At 57.4% G+C, this 16200-nt stretch carries 15 protein-coding genes; 10 read left to right on the top strand and 5 right to left on the bottom strand.

Features of this window, described 5'->3' with window-relative positions; genetic code table 11:
* Positions 1-20 precede the first annotated feature (20 nt).
* From deoB to yjjJ, 3 genes are all read left to right on the top strand, one after another.
* Complete coding sequence (deoB, locus tag GNG26_RS02980) at positions 21-1244, top strand: phosphopentomutase (RefSeq protein ID WP_156237747.1); 1224 nt, start codon at positions 21-23, stop codon at positions 1242-1244.
* Positions 1245-1348: 104 nt separating this feature from the next.
* Entirely contained in the window at positions 1349-2071 is a 723-nt protein-coding gene (gene deoD, locus GNG26_RS02985) for a purine-nucleoside phosphorylase (RefSeq protein ID WP_156237749.1), read from the top strand.
* Between the two features lie 134 nt (positions 2072-2205).
* On the top strand, positions 2206-3534 hold the full coding sequence (gene yjjJ / locus GNG26_RS02990) for a type II toxin-antitoxin system HipA family toxin YjjJ (protein WP_156237751.1): 1329 nt from the start codon (positions 2206-2208) through the stop codon (positions 3532-3534).
* 70 nt (positions 3535-3604) lie between these two features.
* Here yjjJ and lplA read toward each other — a convergent pair whose 3' ends face one another.
* Together lplA and GNG26_RS03000 are read right to left on the bottom strand one after the other, a co-directional pair.
* Entirely contained in the window at positions 3605-4621 is a 1017-nt protein-coding gene (gene lplA, locus GNG26_RS02995; RefSeq protein ID WP_156237753.1) for a lipoate--protein ligase LplA, read from the bottom strand.
* A gap of 35 nt (positions 4622-4656) precedes the next feature.
* Positions 4657-5304, bottom strand: coding sequence for a YtjB family periplasmic protein (locus GNG26_RS03000; protein WP_103178181.1), 648 nt, complete (start codon positions 5302-5304; stop codon positions 4657-4659).
* Between the two features lie 122 nt (positions 5305-5426).
* Between GNG26_RS03000 and serB the strand changes: the two genes are divergently transcribed.
* From serB to nadR, 3 genes are read left to right on the top strand one after another with little or no spacing between them, the layout of a single operon-like run.
* Positions 5427-6395, top strand: coding sequence for a phosphoserine phosphatase (serB, locus tag GNG26_RS03005; RefSeq protein WP_103823182.1), 969 nt, complete (start codon positions 5427-5429; stop codon positions 6393-6395).
* Positions 6396-6406: 11 nt separating this feature from the next.
* Complete coding sequence (gene radA / locus GNG26_RS03010) at positions 6407-7792, top strand: DNA repair protein RadA (protein WP_103823183.1); 1386 nt, start codon at positions 6407-6409, stop codon at positions 7790-7792.
* A 35-nt stretch (positions 7793-7827) separates the two neighbouring features.
* Entirely contained in the window at positions 7828-9060 is a 1233-nt protein-coding gene (gene nadR / locus GNG26_RS03015) for a multifunctional transcriptional regulator/nicotinamide-nucleotide adenylyltransferase/ribosylnicotinamide kinase NadR (protein ID WP_103178184.1), read from the top strand.
* A 107-nt stretch (positions 9061-9167) separates the two neighbouring features.
* Here nadR and ettA read toward each other — a convergent pair whose 3' ends face one another.
* On the bottom strand, positions 9168-10835 hold the full coding sequence (gene ettA / locus GNG26_RS03020) for an energy-dependent translational throttle protein EttA (RefSeq protein ID WP_103178185.1): 1668 nt from the start codon (positions 10833-10835) through the stop codon (positions 9168-9170).
* Positions 10836-11055: 220 nt separating this feature from the next.
* Here ettA and sltY point away from each other — a divergent pair, with 220 nt between their 5' ends.
* On the top strand, positions 11056-12993 hold the full coding sequence (sltY, locus tag GNG26_RS03025) for a murein transglycosylase (protein WP_156237755.1): 1938 nt from the start codon (positions 11056-11058) through the stop codon (positions 12991-12993).
* 55 nt (positions 12994-13048) lie between these two features.
* Complete coding sequence (gene trpR, locus GNG26_RS03030) at positions 13049-13375, top strand: trp operon repressor (RefSeq protein WP_103178187.1); 327 nt, start codon at positions 13049-13051, stop codon at positions 13373-13375.
* 60 nt (positions 13376-13435) lie between these two features.
* Here the strand turns inward: trpR and yjjX are convergent, their stop codons facing one another.
* Positions 13436-13951 (bottom strand): inosine/xanthosine triphosphatase, encoded by a 516-nt coding sequence (gene yjjX / locus GNG26_RS03035; protein WP_156237757.1) that lies wholly within the window; start codon positions 13949-13951, stop codon positions 13436-13438.
* A gap of 49 nt (positions 13952-14000) precedes the next feature.
* Between yjjX and gpmB the strand changes: the two genes are divergently transcribed.
* Positions 14001-14648: a 2,3-diphosphoglycerate-dependent phosphoglycerate mutase GpmB gene (gpmB, locus tag GNG26_RS03040; protein WP_103823185.1), complete on the top strand. Its 648-nt coding sequence runs from the start codon at positions 14001-14003 to the stop codon at positions 14646-14648.
* Here gpmB and robA read toward each other — a convergent pair.
* Complete coding sequence (robA, locus tag GNG26_RS03045) at positions 14645-15514, bottom strand: MDR efflux pump AcrAB transcriptional activator RobA (RefSeq protein WP_103823186.1); 870 nt, start codon at positions 15512-15514, stop codon at positions 14645-14647. The genes gpmB and robA overlap by 4 nt on opposite strands.
* 212 nt (positions 15515-15726) lie before the next feature.
* Between robA and creA the strand changes: the two genes are divergently transcribed.
* Complete coding sequence (gene creA / locus GNG26_RS03050; RefSeq protein WP_156237759.1) at positions 15727-16197, top strand: protein CreA; 471 nt, start codon at positions 15727-15729, stop codon at positions 16195-16197.
* Positions 16198-16200 lie beyond the last annotated feature (3 nt).

A 16200-nucleotide genomic window follows, 5' to 3' on the forward strand; every position in this document is an offset into this window, starting at 1 on the left:
GCACTGAGTACGGAGAACATATGAAACGTGCATTTATTATGGTGCTGGACTCTTTCGGCATCGGCGCTACAGAAGATGCTGGTCGCTTTGGTGACACAGGTGCAGACACCATGGGTCACATTGCTGAAGCCTGTGCAAAAGGCGAAGCGAACAACGGGCGTCAGGGCCCGCTGAATTTGCCAAACCTCACCCGTCTGGGTCTGGTTAAGGCTCACGAAGGCTCTACCGGCAAAGTTGCCGCCGGTATGGACGCTAACGCGGAAGTGGTGGGCGCGTACGCCTGGGCGCACGAGCTCTCTTCCGGGAAAGACACCCCGTCAGGTCACTGGGAAATCGCCGGTGTGCCGGTTCTGTTTGACTGGGGCTATTTCTCCGATCACGAAAACAGCTTCCCTCAGGAGCTGCTGGATAAACTGGTTGAGCGTGCGAACCTGCCGGGTTACCTCGGCAACTGCCACTCTTCCGGTACCGTGATCCTGGATCAGCTCGGCGAAGAGCACATGAAAACCGGGAAGCCGATTTTCTACACCTCCGCTGACTCCGTGTTCCAGATTGCCTGCCACGAAGAGACCTTTGGTCTGGATCGCCTGTACGAGCTGTGCGAAATCGCCCGTGAAGAGCTGACCGAAGGCGGCTACAACATTGGCCGTGTGATCGCGCGTCCGTTTGTGGGCGACAAAGCGGGCAATTTCCAGCGTACCGGTAACCGTCACGACCTGGCCGTTGAACCGCCAGCGCCGACCGTGCTGCAGAAACTGGTTGATGAGAAAGGGGGCCAGGTGGTCTCTGTCGGTAAGATCGCCGATATCTACGCTAACTGCGGCATCACCAAAAAAGTGAAAGCCACCGGTCTGGATGCGCTGTTTGACGCCACCGTCAAAGAGATGAAAGAGGCGGGTGATAACACCATCGTCTTTACCAACTTCGTGGACTTCGACTCCTCCTGGGGTCACCGTCGCGACGTGGCGGGTTATGCTGCCGGTCTGGAGCTGTTCGACCGCCGTCTGCCGGAGCTGATGGAGCTGGTGGGTGAAGATGACATTCTGATCCTGACCGCCGATCACGGCTGCGACCCAACCTGGACCGGTACCGACCACACCCGCGAGCACATTCCGGTGCTGGTGTACGGCCCGAAAGTGAAACCTGGCTCTCTGGGCCATCGTGAAACTTTCGCGGATATCGGCCAGACCATTGCGAAATACTTTGGTACGTCTGACATGGAATATGGCAAAGCCATGTTCTGATGACGTTGCCCGGCGGCGCGTGGCTTGCCGGGCCTACGGTTTTGTAGGCCGGGTAAGGCGCAGCCGCCGCCCGGCAAAACAATATACTAATAAGGGAACTGAAGATGGCAACTCCTCACATTAATGCAGAGATGGGTGATTTCGCTGACGTCGTATTGATGCCGGGCGACCCGCTGCGCGCGAAGCACATCGCCGAAACCTTCCTCGAAGAGGTGCGTGAAGTGAACAACATTCGCGGCATGCTGGGCTTCACCGGTACCTACAAAGGCCGCAAAATTTCCGTCATGGGGCACGGCATGGGTATCCCATCCTGCTCCATCTACACCAAAGAGCTGATCACCGATTTCGGCGTGAAGAAAATCATCCGCGTCGGCTCCTGCGGCGCCGTGCGTATGGACGTTAAGCTGCGTGACATCGTGATCGGCATGGGCGCCTGCACCGACTCCAAAGTTAACCGCATGCGTTTCAAAGATCATGACTTCGCGGCCATCGCCGACTTTGACATGGTGCGCAACGCCGTTGACGCCGCCAAAGCGCTGGGCGTGGACGCGCGCGTGGGTAACATCTTCTCTGCGGACCTCTTCTACGCGCCAGACGGCGGCGAGATGTTCGACGTGATGGAGAAATATGGCATCCTGGGCGTGGAGATGGAAGCGGCGGGTATCTACGGTGTGGCGGCTGAGTTCGGTGCGAAAGCCCTGACCATCTGCACCGTGTCTGACCACATCCGTACTCACGAGCAGACCACTGCCGCTGAGCGTCAGACCACCTTCAACGACATGATCAAGATCGCGCTGGAATCCGTTCTGCTGGGCGATAAAGAGTAAGATTTCCTGCGGGGGCGTTCTGCCCCCTTTTTTATCTATTCACCTTTTACATCCTGCTTCCCCATTTTTCTTTACATTTCATCTGAATATGTTATGAAGTTTATTCAAGTATCTATTCATAAAACCATTCACTGATGACGACGATAAGTGATTTGCTGCTACAGGGCCCAAGCGGAGCGCCTGAGCTTCGCCAGCATCTGGGCATCAGCCAGGCGACATTTTCGCGTCTGGTGGCTACCCAGCAACAAGTGATCCAGTTTGGGAAAGCGCGCGCCACGCGCTACGCCCTGCTGCGACCTGTGCGGGGTATCAGCGTATTTCCTTTCTGGCAAGTGAATGCTCAGGGCCGGGCCATTAAAGGCGGGGAGATTTACCCCACCTGGCCGCAGGGAAGCTGCCTTGTGCTTCAGGCTGATGGGCAATGGCAATGGTTTGATAGTCTTCCCTGGTACCTGACCGACCTTCGCCCGCAAGGTTTTTTAGGACGGGCGTGGGGTCGCCGCCTGGCACAGCAATTCTCGCTGCCGGAAGATATTCGCCTGTGGCAGGAAAGCGACGTGCTGTATGCGCTGAGCCAGTTTTCAGGTGAGCATGCTGGCGGCTGGCTGGTGGGGGAAGAAAACTATCAACGCTGGCTCTGTGCAACCCCTCCGCAGGCTATCACCAACGATCAAAAGCCCGGGATCTATGCGCAATTATCCCGGGAGGCGCTGGCAGGGGAGATCGTGGGATCCTCGGCGGGCGGGGAACAGCCCAAGTTCTCCTGTTTTTCCCGGACGGCATCAGGTGATGCGCATGTGCTGGTCAAATTTGCCGCCCCACAGCGAAGCGCGATTTCGGTTCGCTGGGGCGATCTGTTGTTTGCGGAGGCTGTCGCCCTTAGCACGCTTGCACAGGCGGGGATCGCGGCCAGCGACGCCATCGCGCTACAAGGGGAAAGCGGCCAGGTTTTTCTTGAGGCTAAACGCTTTGACTGCGAAGGCGTAACGGGCAGACGCGCCATCGTCTCCCTTGAGGCGGTACAAAGTGAATTTGTCACCGCGAGCGGAGCATGGCCGCACACGGTTGAGAAGCTCGTGCAGGCTGGCATCGTAGAGGCAACCGCTGCGGGACAGGTCGAAAAGATATGGGCGTTTGGGCGCCTTATCGCTAACAGCGATATGCACGCGGGGAACCTCTCATTTTACTATTCCGCGTTCCCGTTATCCCTTGCCCCGGTTTATGACATGTTGCCCATGGCGTTTGCGCCTTCCAGCGCGGGTATGATGCGGGAAGAAGCGTGCGAGTTGCGTTTCGATAGCACAATATCGCGTCAGGCATGGGAATTTGCCCTGCCACTGGCGGAACAATTCTGGCAGCAGGTGATGGATGAAAAACGGATAAGTGAAAATTTCCGCACGATCGCCGCGGGGATGAAAACGCGGTTAAGCGATATTGCGGTAATGGTCCAGAGAATGGCGTGAATGTTCTGCCGGGTGGTGGCTTCGCCTTACCCGGCCTACGGTTACAGGCCCGCGCAAGCGGGCTTTTTTATTAGCGTACCGCCCGCGCAATCCAGGCTGACAACTCCCGCAGCTCTTTTTCCTGTTCCGGGAAATCGCCGATCAGGGCATCGCACTCTTGTTGCAGTATATCCGCACGGTACAAACAGTCCTGCAGACGTGCCGCCAGCGCCTCTAACGGGGCTGGATTCAGGCTGTCGGTAAAGACCTGCGTGCGCGTAATGTGGCCCTTCTCGACGTCGAAGTGCAGCTCCACGCCGCCCCAGGTGAAACGCTCATCCAGCAGGTGCGAGAAGGCGGGCGCCTGGCCGAAGTTCCACTCCCAACTGCTCTGACGGGCAAAGGTTTCAGCAAAGTTCGGCAGATCTGGCGTCTTATCCGGCGAGATCACTTCGGCCTCCACGCGTTCGCCATAGTGGGCAAAAAATGCCTCACGGATCGCGTCGCAGATCCGCTCATGGGTGATGCCCGGCAGCAGATCCACCAGATTGGCAACCCGCCCGCGCACGGAGGTGATGCCCTTGGCCTGCAACTTTTTCTGGTCGGGATTGAGGTAGTTCGCCAGGCGGCTGAGATCGGCATTTAATAACAGGGTGCCGTGATGGAAACCCCGGTCCATCGTTTCGCGATAGGCCGAGCCGGAGACTTTCCGGTCACCTTCATCTGTTTTTACCACCAGGTCGTTGCGCCCGGAGGCTTCCGCCGTGGCCCCCAGCGCCTGCAGCGCGTTCAGCACGATGTTGGTAGAGATGATTTTGTCGTACTCCGGCTTTCCGGCCATAAAGGTAAAGCAGGTGTTGCCGAGGTCGTGGAATACCGCGCCACCGCCGCTGCTGCGACGGGCCAGACGCACATTGTCCTCTTCCATGCGTCGCGTGTTGCACTCTTTCCACGGGTTTTGCGCCCGGCCAATGACCACCGTGTCGGCGTTGCGCCACAGGAACAACACGCGCTGCGTGGCGGGCATCTGGCGGAAGATGCACTCTTCTACCGCAAGGTTAAACCAGGGATCGTATGAATCTGAGATAAGCAGACGCAATGTAGACATGCAGATTTCCTTTCCTGAAACGGTTATCGACTCAATCACTCGCTTTTCTTTTCGCTCTCTTCCTCTTCAGGCACCGATTTACTGGCGGTGAGCAGGAATGGCGACTGCTGCCAGCGGGTGCGTTTGCCCTGCAGCAGCGTGCGGGTCAGCACCACGCCGATCGCCAGCGACAACAGCAGCATCAGGCGCAGAATATTGGTGGTGTTATCCACCTGCTTGGCCTCGGTGGCCAGTGTATGGGTGTCGAGCGTCAGACGCAGATAGCCGAGCGGGCCGTTTTTACCCTGAATCGGCTCCACCAGCTGCTGGTTAAAGTAGCCGCCCGCTTTTTTACCATCCAGCGCCAGCCTGTCGCGCACGTCGACATGCTCGCCGGAGCGGGCAATCAGGGCCCCTTCTTCATCGTAAACGCTGGCATCCAGGATGCGGCTCTCTTCCGTCAGAAGATGCAGCACCTGGGTGATGCGCTTTTCATCCGGCGTTTCGGTGCGCATCAGCGGGGCGATGTTGAGCGACACCTGACGCGCAAGGGTGTGCGCCAGCTCTTCAAGCTGCGGATTACGCTGCCGTTGATGATTCTGGCTGAACCACGATGCGCCCTGCATCAGCGCCACTAACAGGGCGAGACAGGAGAGGACAATCACGGCACGATGAAGCCGGAATTTCAGTTTTGCACGAGCCATATTCCACCTGCTGAAAATTTTCGGGGTTAATGTTGCCAGAAGTGATGGTTACAAGGTAGCCTCATGCGTTATTTTCCCTCCCCTGGATGATTCCCGGCGCGAACGATTTTACAGGAGCTTTAATGCCAAACATTACCTGGTGCGACCTGCCCAATGATGTCTCTCTCTGGCCAGGATTGCCGCTCTCATTAAGTGGTGATGAGGTAATGCCACTGGATTACCATGCTGGTCGTAGCGGCTGGCTGCTGTATGGACGCGGCCTGGATAAACAGCAGTTAACGACGTATCAGCGCAAGCTGGGCGCGGCAATGGTGATCGTGGCGGCCTGGTGTGTGGAAGATTATCAGGTGATTCGTCTGGCCGGTTCCCTGACCCAGCGTGCCACCCGACTGGCGCATGATGCGGGTCTCGATGTCGCGCCATTGGGTAAAATCCCGCACCTGAAAACGCCGGGCTTGCTGGTGATGGACATGGATTCAACCGCCATCCAGATCGAGTGCATCGACGAAATTGCTAAACTGGCGGGTACCGGCGAGATGGTGGCCGAAGTGACCGAACGCGCCATGCGTGGCGAACTGGACTTCACCGCCAGCCTGAAACAGCGCGTGGCGACCCTGAAAGATGCCGACGCAAATATCCTGATGCAGGTCCGGGAAAAGCTCCCCCTGATGCCGGGGCTGGTGCAGCTGGTGCTGAAGCTGGAAACCCTGGGCTGGAAAGTGGCCATCGCGTCTGGCGGGTTCACCTTCTTTGCTGAGTATCTGCGTGACAAGCTGCGCCTGGACGCGGTGGTTGCCAACGAGCTGGAGATCCGCGACGGCAAACTGACCGGAAACGTGGTTGGCGATATCGTTGATGCCCAGTTCAAGGCCAACACCCTGACGCGTCTGGCGGAAAAATATGAGATCCCGGTTGCCCAGACGGTGGCCATTGGCGACGGGGCGAACGATCTGCCGATGATTAAAGTGGCCGGGCTTGGCATCGCCTACCATGCCAAACCGACCGTGAACGAAAAGACGGAAGTCACTATCCGTCATGCTGACCTGATGGGGGTGTTCTGCATTCTCTCTGGCAGCGTAAACCAGAAATAAAGAGGTAAAACGTGGCGAAAGCTCCAAAACGCGCATTTGTCTGTAATGAATGTGGTGCGGATTATCCGCGCTGGCAGGGGCAGTGCAGCGCCTGTCATGCCTGGAACACCATCACCGAAGTGCGCGGAGTTGCCGCTTCACCCACCGTTGCCCGTAACGAGCGTCTGAGCGGCTATGCGGGCAACGCAGGCGTATCGAAAGTCCAGAAGCTCTCCGACATCAGTCTTGAAGCCCTGCCGCGCTTCTCTACCGGTTTTAAAGAGTTTGACCGGGTGCTGGGCGGCGGCGTGGTGCCGGGCAGCGCCATTCTGATTGGCGGGAACCCGGGTGCCGGGAAATCGACCCTGCTGCTGCAAACCCTCTGCAAGCTGGCGGCGCAGATGAAAACACTCTACGTCACCGGGGAAGAGTCGCTGCAGCAGGTGGCGATGCGTGCCCACCGGCTGGGGCTGCCCACCAGCGAGCTGAATATGCTCTCCGAAACCAGCATCGAGCAGATCTGCATGATTGCTGAAGAAGAGCAGCCGAAGCTGATGGTGATCGACTCCATTCAGGTGATGCACATGGCCGATATCCAGTCGTCGCCGGGGAGCGTCGCCCAGGTGCGCGAAACTGCCGCCTACCTGACGCGCTTTGCCAAAACGCGCGGTGTGGCGATCATCATGGTCGGCCACGTCACCAAAGATGGCGCCCTGGCGGGGCCAAAAGTGCTTGAACACTGTATCGACTGCTCCGTGATGCTGGATGGTGATGCCGATACCCGTTTCCGTACCCTGCGCAGCCATAAGAACCGCTTTGGTGCGGTGAATGAGCTGGGCGTCTTTGCCATGACCGAGCAGGGGCTGCGTGAAGTGAGCAACCCGTCTGCCATCTTCCTGAGCCGTGGCGACGAAGTCACCTCCGGTAGCTCGGTAATGGTGGTCTGGGAAGGGACGCGCCCGCTGCTGGTGGAGATCCAGGCTCTGGTCGATCACTCGATGATGGGCAATCCCCGTCGCGTGGCGGTGGGGCTGGAGCAAAACCGTCTGGCAATTTTGCTGGCGGTGCTGCACCGTCACGGCGGCCTGCAGATGGCGGATCAGGATGTGTTTGTGAACGTGGTCGGCGGCGTGAAGGTCACCGAAACCAGCGCCGACCTGGCACTGCTGCTGGCGATGGTCTCCAGCCTGCGCGACCGTCCGTTGCCGCAGGATCTGGTGGTCTTTGGCGAGGTCGGTCTGGCCGGCGAAATCCGCCCGGTACCGAGTGGTCAGGAGCGCATTTCCGAGGCGGCAAAACATGGCTTCCGCCGGGCGATTGTGCCCGCCGCCAACGTGCCGAAAAAAGTGCCGGAAGGGATGAAGGTCTTTGGGGTTAAAAAACTTGCTGATGCGTTAAATGTCTTTGACGACTTATAATTATCTATTCGATGTTGCAGGAGGCACCGTAATTTATGTCGTCATTTGACTATATCAAGACCGCGATCCGCCAGAAAGGCTGCACCTTGCAGCAGGTGGCGGAAGCCAGCGGTATGACCAAGGGCTATTTAAGCCAGCTGCTGAATGCCAAAATCAAAAGCCCCAGCGCGCAGAAGCTGGAAGCGCTGCACCGCTTTCTGGGGCTTGAGTTTCCACGTATGCAGAAGAACATCGGCGTGGTGTTCGGCAAGTTTTATCCGCTGCATACCGGGCATATCTATCTCATCCAGCGCGCCTGTAGCCAGGTGGACGAGCTGCACATCATCATGGGCTACGACGACAAGCGCGACCGCGAGCTGTTTGAAGCGAGCGCCATGTCCCAGCAGCCCACCGTTCCGGACCGCCTGCGCTGGCTGTTACAGACCTTCAAGTACCAGAAAAATATCCGCATTCATGCCTTTAACGAAGAGGGGATGGAGCCCTATCCCCACGGCTGGGATGTCTGGAGCAACGGCATAAAAGCCTTTATGGAAGAGAAAGGGATCCAGCCGAACTGGATCTACACCTCTGAAGAATCTGACGCTTCGCAATATCCCGAACATCTGGGCACGGAAACGGTGCTGATCGACCCTAAACGCACCTTTATGAATATCAGTGGCGCCCAGATCCGCGAAAACCCGTTCCGCTACTGGGAATACATCCCGACGGAAGTGAAGCCGTTCTTCGTGCGCACCGTGGCCATCCTCGGCGGCGAGTCCAGCGGCAAGTCCACGCTGGTCAACAAGCTGGCGAACATTTTCAACACCACCAGCGCCTGGGAGTATGGCCGGGATTACGTCTTCTCGCACCTCGGCGGCGATGAGATGGCGCTGCAATATTCCGACTACGACAAGATTGCGTTGGGGCATGCCCAGTACATTGATTTTGCAGTGAAATACGCCAATAAAGTGGCGTTTGTCGATACCGATTTCGTCACTACCCAGGCGTTCTGTAAAAAATATGAAGGGCGCGAGCACCCGTTTGTGCAGGCGCTGATCGACGAGTACCGCTTCGACTTAGTGATCCTGCTGGAAAACAACACCCCCTGGGTCGCGGACGGGATGCGCAGCCTGGGCAGTTCGGTGGACAGGAGAGAGTTCCAGACCATGCTGGTGGAAATGCTTGAAGCGAACAATATCGACTTTGTGCATGTGGAAGAGGCGGACTATGACAACCGATTCCTGCGCTGCGTGGAGCTGGTGAAAGAGATGATGGGCGAGAAGGGATAAGCCCTCTGCCGCTCTGCTTGCCCGGCCTACGTTTTTGTAGGCCGGGTAAGGCGAAGCCGCCACCCGGCACACATAAAAACGGCAACCAGTGGGTTGCCGTTTTGCCTTTACTTGGCGATACGCTTGTACTTGATACGCTTCGGCTCCAGCGCGTCGGCGCCCAGCGTGCGTTTCTTGTACTCTTCGTATTCGGTGAAGTTACCTTCGAAGAACTCCACTTTACCCTCATCCTGGTAATCCAGAATGTGGGTCGCGATACGGTCGAGGAACCAACGGTCGTGGGAGATCACCATGGCGCAGCCCGGGAACTCCAGCAGGGCGTTTTCCAGCGCGCGCAGGGTTTCGATATCCAGGTCGTTGGTCGGTTCATCGAGCAGCAGCATGTTACCGCCAACCTGCAGCAGTTTGGCCAGATGCAGACGACCACGCTCACCGCCGGACAGCTCGCCCACGCGTTTACCCTGATCAACCCCTTTAAAGTTAAAGCGGCCTACATAGGCACGGCTTGGCATTTCGGTGTTGCCGATACGCATGATATCCAGGCCGCCGGAAACTTCTTCCCAGACGGTTTTGCTGTTATCCATTGCGTCGCGGAACTGATCCACGGAGGCCAGCTTCACGGTTTCGCCGAGGGTGATGGTGCCGCTGTCAGGCTGTTCCTGACCGGACATCATGCGGAACAGGGTCGATTTACCCGCGCCGTTCGGGCCGATGATGCCCACGATCGCGCCTTTCGGTACCGAGAAGCTCAGATCGTCGATCAGCACGCGGTCGCCGTAGGATTTACGCAGGTTGCTGACTTCAACCACTTTGTCACCCAGACGGGCTCCAGGTGGAATAAACAGTTCGTTGGTTTCGTTACGTTTCTGGTATTCGGTGTTGTTCAGCTCTTCGAAGCGCGCCAGACGGGCTTTGCCCTTAGACTGACGGCCTTTAGTGCCCTGACGAACCCACTCCAGCTCTTTCTCAATGGATTTGCGACGGGCCGCTTCCTGAGAGGCTTCCTGCGCCAGACGCTGATCTTTCTGCTCCAGCCAGGAGGAGTAGTTACCTTCCCACGGAATACCTTCCCCGCGGTCCAGCTCCAGGATCCAGCCGGCAACGTTATCGAGGAAGTAACGGTCGTGGGTGATCGCCACAACGGTCCCTTCGAAGTCGTGCAGGAAGCGTTCCAGCCAGGCGACAGATTCCGCATCCAGGTGGTTGGTTGGTTCGTCGAGCAGCAGCATGTCTGGCTTTTCCAGCAGCAGACGGCACAGTGCGACGCGGCGGCGCTCACCACCGGAGAGGTTGGCGATTTTTGCATCCCAGTCTGGCAGGCGCAGGGCATCGGCCGCACGCTCCAGTTGCACGTTCAGGTTATGACCGTCGTGTGCCTGGATGATCTCTTCATATTTACCCTGCTGGGCCGCGAGCTTATCGAAGTCTGCATCCGGCTCTGCGTACTTCGCGTACACCTCGTCCAGACCTTTCAGCGCGTTAACCACTTCGGAAACGGCTTCTTCAACAGATTCGCGAACGGTGTGCTCCGGGTTCAGCTGCGGTTCCTGCGGCAGGTAACCGATTTTGAGGCCAGGCTGCGGACGGGCTTCACCTTCGATCTCTGTATCGATGCCCGCCATGATGCGCAGCAAGGTGGACTTACCGGCACCGTTGAGACCCAGCACACCAATTTTTGCGCCCGGGAAGAAGCTCAGCGAGATATTTTTAAGAATATGACGTTTCGGCGGTACCACTTTGCCGACACGATGCATGGTATAAACGAATTGAGCCACGTTGGACTTCGCCTCTTTTATCGTGATGAGAATAGTGGCGAAGTGTAGCCTTTTTCCCCGCCTAATCCCAGCCATCGACGGCAGGAGTGTTAAAACGCGCAAGAAAGGTAAAAATGTGTCGGTAACGTGGCGCGTTGCGGGATGCCTGGTTAGCATAAGTTAATTACGTTTTTGCGCGGCACGATGCTGCATTTTATGACGATTAACAGAGGATGAGCGTGTGGTAAAAGCCAAACAAGTGGGCTGGCGACTGTTGGCTGCCAGCGTCTGCGTGCTGACTATCAGCAGCGCGGCGCGAGCCGATTCACTGGATGAACAACGTAACCGCTATGCCCAGATCAAACAGGCATGGGATCAGCGACAGATGGAGACGGTGCAGGCCCTGATGCCGACGCTGAAAGATTACCCGCTGTACCCCTATCTGGAATACCGCCAGCTCACCGACGACCTGATGAACCAGCCGACGATCACCGTCAAAAACTTTATCCAGGCCAACCCGACGCTGCCTCCGGCGCGGACCCTGCAGTCGCGCTTTGTCAACGAGCTGGCGCGTCGTGAAGACTGGCGCGGCCTGCTGGCCTTTAGCCCGGAGAAGCCGGGCACTACCGAAGCGCAGTGTAACTACTATTATGCAAAATGGGCGACAGGCCAGCAGGAAGAGGCCTGGAACGGCGCCAAAGAGCTATGGCTCACCGGTAAAAGCCAGCCTAACGCCTGCGACTCGCTGTTCGGCGCCTGGCGTGCCTCCGGCAAGCAGGATCCTTTAGCGTATCTGGAGCGCATCCGTCTGGCGATGAAAGCGGGCAACACCCGTCTGGTGACCGCGCTCGCCGGACAGATGCCACCGGAGTATCAGACCATCTCCAGCGCGCTGATCCAGCTGGCGAACGATCCGAAGACGGTGATGGACTTTGCCCGAAACACGGGTGCTACCGATTTTACCCGCCAGATGGCGGCAGTGGCGTTCACCAGCGTGGCGCGTGACGACGTAGAAAACGCCCGGCTGATGATCCCATCCCTTGCCCAGGCGCAGCAGCTCAATGAGGATCAGACCCAGGAGCTGCGCGATATTGTTGCGTGGCGACTGATGGGCAGCGATGTCACCGATGAACAGGCGCGCTGGCGCGATGACGCCATCATGCGTTCCCAGTCCACCTCGCTGGTGGAACGCCGTGTGCGCATGGCGTTGGGGAATGGCGATCGCCGCGGCCTGAACACCTGGCTGGCGCGCTTGCCGATGGAAGCGAAAGAGAAGGACGAGTGGCGCTACTGGCAGGCGGATCTTCTGCTGGAGCGGGGGCGTGAGGAGGAGGCGAAATCGATTCTGCACAGCCTGATGCAGCAGCGCGGTTTCTATCCGATGGTCGCGGCCCAGCGGCTCGGCGAGGAGTACACCTTAAAGATTGATAAAGCGCCGTCCGGCGTCAACGCGGCGCTGGTAAATGGGCCGGAGATGGCGCGGGTGCGCGAGCTGATGTACTGGAATCTGGACAACACCGCCCGCAGCGAATGGGCGAATCTGGTCACCAGCCGTACCGTTGACGAAAAAGCGCAGCTGGCGCGCTATGCCTTTGATAACCGCTGGTGGGATCTTAGCGTGCAGGCGACGATCGCCGGTAAGCTGTGGGATCATCTCGAGGAGCGTTTCCCGCTGGCCTATAACGATCTGTTCGAACGCTATACCCGCGGCAAAACTATCCCGCAGAGCTATGCGATGGCGATTGCCCGCCAGGAGAGCGCCTGGAACCCGAAAGTGCGCTCGCCGGTGGGGGCCAGCGGTCTGATGCAGGTGATGCCTGCTACCGCCGCCCATACGGTGAAGAAGTTTAATCTACCGGGCTATAGCAGCCCGTCGCAGCTGCTGGATCCGGAGACCAATATCAATATCGGCACCACCTATCTGCAGAGCGTCTACGACCAGTTCGGCGATAACCGCATCTTTGCCTCGGCGGCCTATAACGCCGGTCCGGGACGCGTGCGCACCTGGCTTGGCAACAGCGCCGGACGCATTGACGCGGTGGCGTTTGTCGAGAGCATTCCGTTCTCGGAAACCCGCGGCTATGTGAAAAACGTCCTGGCGTATGATGCTTACTATCGCTACTTCATGGGAGAGAAAGATACCCTGATGAGCGACAGTGAGTGGCAGCGACGTTACTGATCGGTGGGGTTATGTTATGCTTGTACTCGTTTAAGAGTACGAAAGGCGGCATAACATGACCCAGCATTCCCCTTATTCATCGGCGATGGCCGAGCAACGTCATCAGGAGTGGCTTCGTTTTGTGGAGCTGCTTCGTCAGTCTTATGAACAGGATCTGCATCTGCCGCTGCTGCAGCTGATGCTCACCCCCGACGAGCGCGAGGCGCTGGGCACGCGGGTGCGGATTATCGAAGAGTTACTGCGCGGTGAGATGAGCCAGCGCGAACTGAAAAGCGAGCTGGGGGCGGGGATCGCCACCATCACCCGCGGATCGAACAGCCTGAAATCGGCACCGGTTGAATTGCGCCAGTGGCTGGAGCAGGTGCTGCTGAAAAACGCCTGATGGCGCTGCGCTTATCAGGCCTACACAAGACGTGTGTACCGTAGGCCGGATAAGGCGTAATTACCTGTATATCGCGTTATGAAACGGGCTCAACGCCAGGATCACCGCCTGATGATAAACGCTTGAGCGCGTCAGCGCCCCGGCGGTAAAGACCCCAATCGCCCCCTCTTTGCGCCCAATCTCATCAATGCCGGTGTATTTCGACATCACCGGCCCAAGCGCTTCCCCTTCGCGCACTTTATCCAGGATGATCTCCGGAAGGGGCAGGGTAGCGGAACGGGCTTCGCCGCGCTGCTCCCGGCTCTCGATAACCACCCAGCTAAAGGTTGCGCCTTCGTCAATGCCCGCTTCAATCGCCACCCAAAAGTCCGCATCTGGACAGGCGGCCTTCGCATTGGCTACGCGGTTCCGTGCGCCAGCGCGCGTTTCCTCGCTGCCGAATGGCTGTTCCGGGACGCCGCTCTCGACGCTGACGGATGTAATGTGGCAGGATCCTTCGCCGAAGATCTCGTCAAATGCCCTTAGAATTGCCTGAATTTTGGCAGGATTAGTGGTAGCAGAGACAACCTGGTGCATAATTAAGCCTAACTCTAAAAATATCATCGCAGTATAACGGAAAAAAAGCATGTTACAGGTATACCTTGTTCGCCACGGTGAAACGCAGTGGAACGCCGAGCGACGTATTCAAGGCCAGTCAGACAGTCCACTTACTGCCAAGGGTGAGGAACAGGCCCGGCAGGTTGGCGAACGCGCCAGAACGCTGGGCATTACCCATATCATCGCCAGCGATTTAGGTCGCACGCGACGCACAGCGGAGATTATCGCGCAAGCCTGCGGCTGCGATGTCACCGTGGATGCCCGCCTGCGTGAGCTGGATATGGGGGTGCTGGAACAACGTCTTATCGATACCCTGACGGAAGAAGAAGAGTCCTGGCGTCGTACGCTGGTTAACGGCAGCGAAGATGGCCGTATTCCACAAGGCGAATCGATGCTGGAACTGAGCGAGCGTATGCATGCGGCACTGGCAGCCTGCCTGGACCTTCCCGAGGGCAGTCGGCCATTGCTGGTGAGTCACGGAATGGCGTTGGGTTGTCTGGTCAGCACCATCCTTGGGCTTCCGGCCTGGGCTGAACGTCGCCTGCGTCTGCGTAACTGCTCGCTTTCCCGCATCGACTATCAGCAAAGTCCGTGGCTGGCATCAGGATGGATTGTGGAGATGGCAGGGGATATCTCGCATCTTGATGCCCCTGCGTTAGATGAGCTGCAGCGTTAACGGCGGATAGGAATCAGGTATTCGCAGCGCAGATCGATTGGGCGTTCGTCCGGTTTAACATCCGTTGACGGATAGTAACGCTCAATATCCTGCCCCTTTCTGCGGTTCAGGTTCAGCATCGGCATACAGGTGCCATAGACCGTCATGATAAAGTCCTGCACGCCAGTTCCCAGCCCTTCATAGGTGAACATCACATATTCACCGCCTTCCAGCACCACCGGTTTCGACCCCTGAATATAGCCATTGGCCATTTCCGGCGTTAATGCCGTGGTGTAGAACACTTCCTGCTCGTCATCTTTTTCCAGACTTGGACGCGTCTCGTTCAGGCCATATAGCAGCGGCGGAATGGCCGGCGCATGGCTGAGGAAATCACGCCAGAACTGAACGCGCATCTGATGACGGAATTCGGAGATCTGCTCCAGCGAGCAGGAGTAGCTTTGCGTCGTACCGACCAGGTGCGTCTCTGGCAGAGTGACGAACTCATGCTGAGGCAGGGTGAATTCGCCGAGGCGCAGCGGCGGGCACATCCCGAACGAACTCCAGTCCGGCGAGCGGCGGTAGAGCGCAGGGGTCAACGAGAACTGTTTTTTGAACGCGCGGGTAAAGGTCTGCTGTGAATCAAAGCGGTACTGTAAAGCGATATCCAGAATCGGACGCGCAGTCAGGCGAAGCGCCACGGCGGACTTGGACAGGCGACGTGCGCGGATATAAGCACCAATGGCATGACCGGTGACATCCTTAAACATCCGCTGTAAGTGCCACTTAGAATATCCCGCTTTTGCCGCCACATTATCGAGTGACAAAGGCTGATCCAGATGGCCTTCCAGCCAGGTAAGAAGATCGCGAATAATTCCAGCCTGATCCATATACTATCCTCATCCTTAATACAGCAGGTACCCTGTTAACAGGTTAGCGGATAATAGCATTTTTTGATGTTTTAGCATTCAGTGTTTTTTTTGCGCTTAAATGCGGTTTTGCTGGTGATCCAGGAGAATATTTTCTAATGCTGTGATCTTGCTGCTTTTTTTATATGATTGTTGAATAATTACGCAGTTCAATTTTCAAATATGGTAACAATATGAAATACAAGACATTGATCGTCACGACGCTGCTGTTATTAATGGCGCGCGCCGTGCAGGCAGAGGAGATTGGCTCTGTCGATACCGTGTTCAAAGTTTTCGGGCCGGACCATAAAATTGTTGTCGAAGCCTTTGACGATCCCGATGTAAAAAACGTGACCTGCTATATCAGCCGGGCAAAAACGGGCGGGATAAAAGGGGGCCTTGGGCTGGCTGAAGACACCTCCGACGCGGCAATCTCCTGTCAGCAGGTGGGGCCGGTTGAGCTGAGCGAGAAGATCAAAAACGGTAAGGCGCAGGGCGACGTGGTGTTCCAGAAACGCACCTCGCTGGTGTTCAAAAAACTGCAGGTGGTGCGTTTCTATGATGCGAAACGTAACGCGCTGGCTTATCTGGCCTACTCGGACAAGGTCGTTGAAGGCTCACCGAAAAACGCGCTCAGCGCGGTGCCCATTATGCCGTGGCATTAACTC

It is taken from the genome of Leclercia sp. J807 (assembly GCF_009734465.1).
Lineage (GTDB): Bacteria > Pseudomonadota > Gammaproteobacteria > Enterobacterales > Enterobacteriaceae > Enterobacter.

Coding starts and splice junctions, on each gene's coding strand:
- yjjJ (WP_156237751.1), top strand. CDS start 2,206: ATGACGACGATAAGTGATTTGCTGCTACAGGGCCCAAGCGGAGCGCCT.
- yjjX (WP_156237757.1), bottom strand. CDS start 13,951: ATGCACCAGGTTGTCTCTGCTACCACTAATCCTGCCAAAATTCAGGCA.
- trpR (WP_103178187.1), top strand. CDS start 13,049: ATGACCCAGCATTCCCCTTATTCATCGGCGATGGCCGAGCAACGTCAT.
- creA (WP_156237759.1), top strand. CDS start 15,727: ATGAAATACAAGACATTGATCGTCACGACGCTGCTGTTATTAATGGCG.
- deoB (WP_156237747.1), top strand. CDS start 21: ATGAAACGTGCATTTATTATGGTGCTGGACTCTTTCGGCATCGGCGCT.
- deoD (WP_156237749.1), top strand. CDS start 1,349: ATGGCAACTCCTCACATTAATGCAGAGATGGGTGATTTCGCTGACGTC.
- serB (WP_103823182.1), top strand. CDS start 5,427: ATGCCAAACATTACCTGGTGCGACCTGCCCAATGATGTCTCTCTCTGG.
- gpmB (WP_103823185.1), top strand. CDS start 14,001: ATGTTACAGGTATACCTTGTTCGCCACGGTGAAACGCAGTGGAACGCC.
- lplA (WP_156237753.1), bottom strand. CDS start 4,621: ATGTCTACATTGCGTCTGCTTATCTCAGATTCATACGATCCCTGGTTT.
- nadR (WP_103178184.1), top strand. CDS start 7,828: ATGTCGTCATTTGACTATATCAAGACCGCGATCCGCCAGAAAGGCTGC.
- GNG26_RS03000 (WP_103178181.1), bottom strand. CDS start 5,304: ATGGCTCGTGCAAAACTGAAATTCCGGCTTCATCGTGCCGTGATTGTC.
- robA (WP_103823186.1), bottom strand. CDS start 15,514: ATGGATCAGGCTGGAATTATTCGCGATCTTCTTACCTGGCTGGAAGGC.